Source organism: Saccharicrinis aurantiacus, from assembly GCF_947489045.1.
GTDB lineage: Bacteria > Bacteroidota > Bacteroidia > Bacteroidales > Marinilabiliaceae > Saccharicrinis > Saccharicrinis aurantiacus.
Window position 1 is genome coordinate 1 of sequence record NZ_CANLCN010000057.1, and the last position, 789, is coordinate 789.

Here is a 789-nt window from a genome sequence, read left to right on the forward strand (position 1 = left end):
TTTGTTATATTTAAGTATCTAACATTTAAATATATAGTTACAAAAACCTTGTTTCTTATGATGAGTAAAGTTACTGAAATTTTCTATCTAGTTGATGAATTTTGTAAAGAGTTTGAATTAGCAAAGGAAGGCCATGTTTTGACTAAAGATACTAGTAAAAACACTCGCAAACGAAAGTTTAAGATGTCTGACAGTGAAGTTATTACTATTTTAATACTGTTTCACTTAGGGCAATTTAGAAATCTTAAGCATTTTTATATCAACTATGTACAGAAACACATGGTCGATGATTTTCCAGAAACTGTATCATACAATCGCTTTACTGAGCTACAACGAAAAGTACTTATTCCCATGAGCGTTTTCTTGCAAGTGTCTTGTCTAGGTGAATGTACTGGCATATCATTCATAGATTCAACCCCCATAAGAGCATGTCATATTAAAAGAGAAAAACAAAATAAGGTATTCAAAGACCTAGCTCAGAAAGGTAAATGCTCAATGGGATGGTTTTACGGATTCAAATTACACATAGTTATAAATGATAAAGGTGAAATTCTGGATTTCTTGTTTACTCATGGTAATGTGGATGATAGAGCCCCTTTAAAAAACAAGAATTTTCATGATAAAATATTCGGAAAGCTTATTGCAGATAAGGGATACATAAGCAAAAACCTATTCGAAGACTTATTTATTGATGGTATTCATATGATTACAAAAATAAAAAAGAACATGAAGAATGCATTGATGCACATACACGATAAAGTTCTTCTCAAAAAGAGAGCTCTCATTGAA

General features: G+C 30.8%; 1 protein-coding gene. It reads left to right on the forward strand.

From position 1 onward, the window contains the following. Positions 1–57: 57 nt before the first annotated feature. Positions 58–789, forward strand: a 732-nt coding sequence (locus tag QMO11_RS21850) for an IS982 family transposase (RefSeq protein WP_282040088.1), incomplete at its 3' end; no start/stop codon positions are given.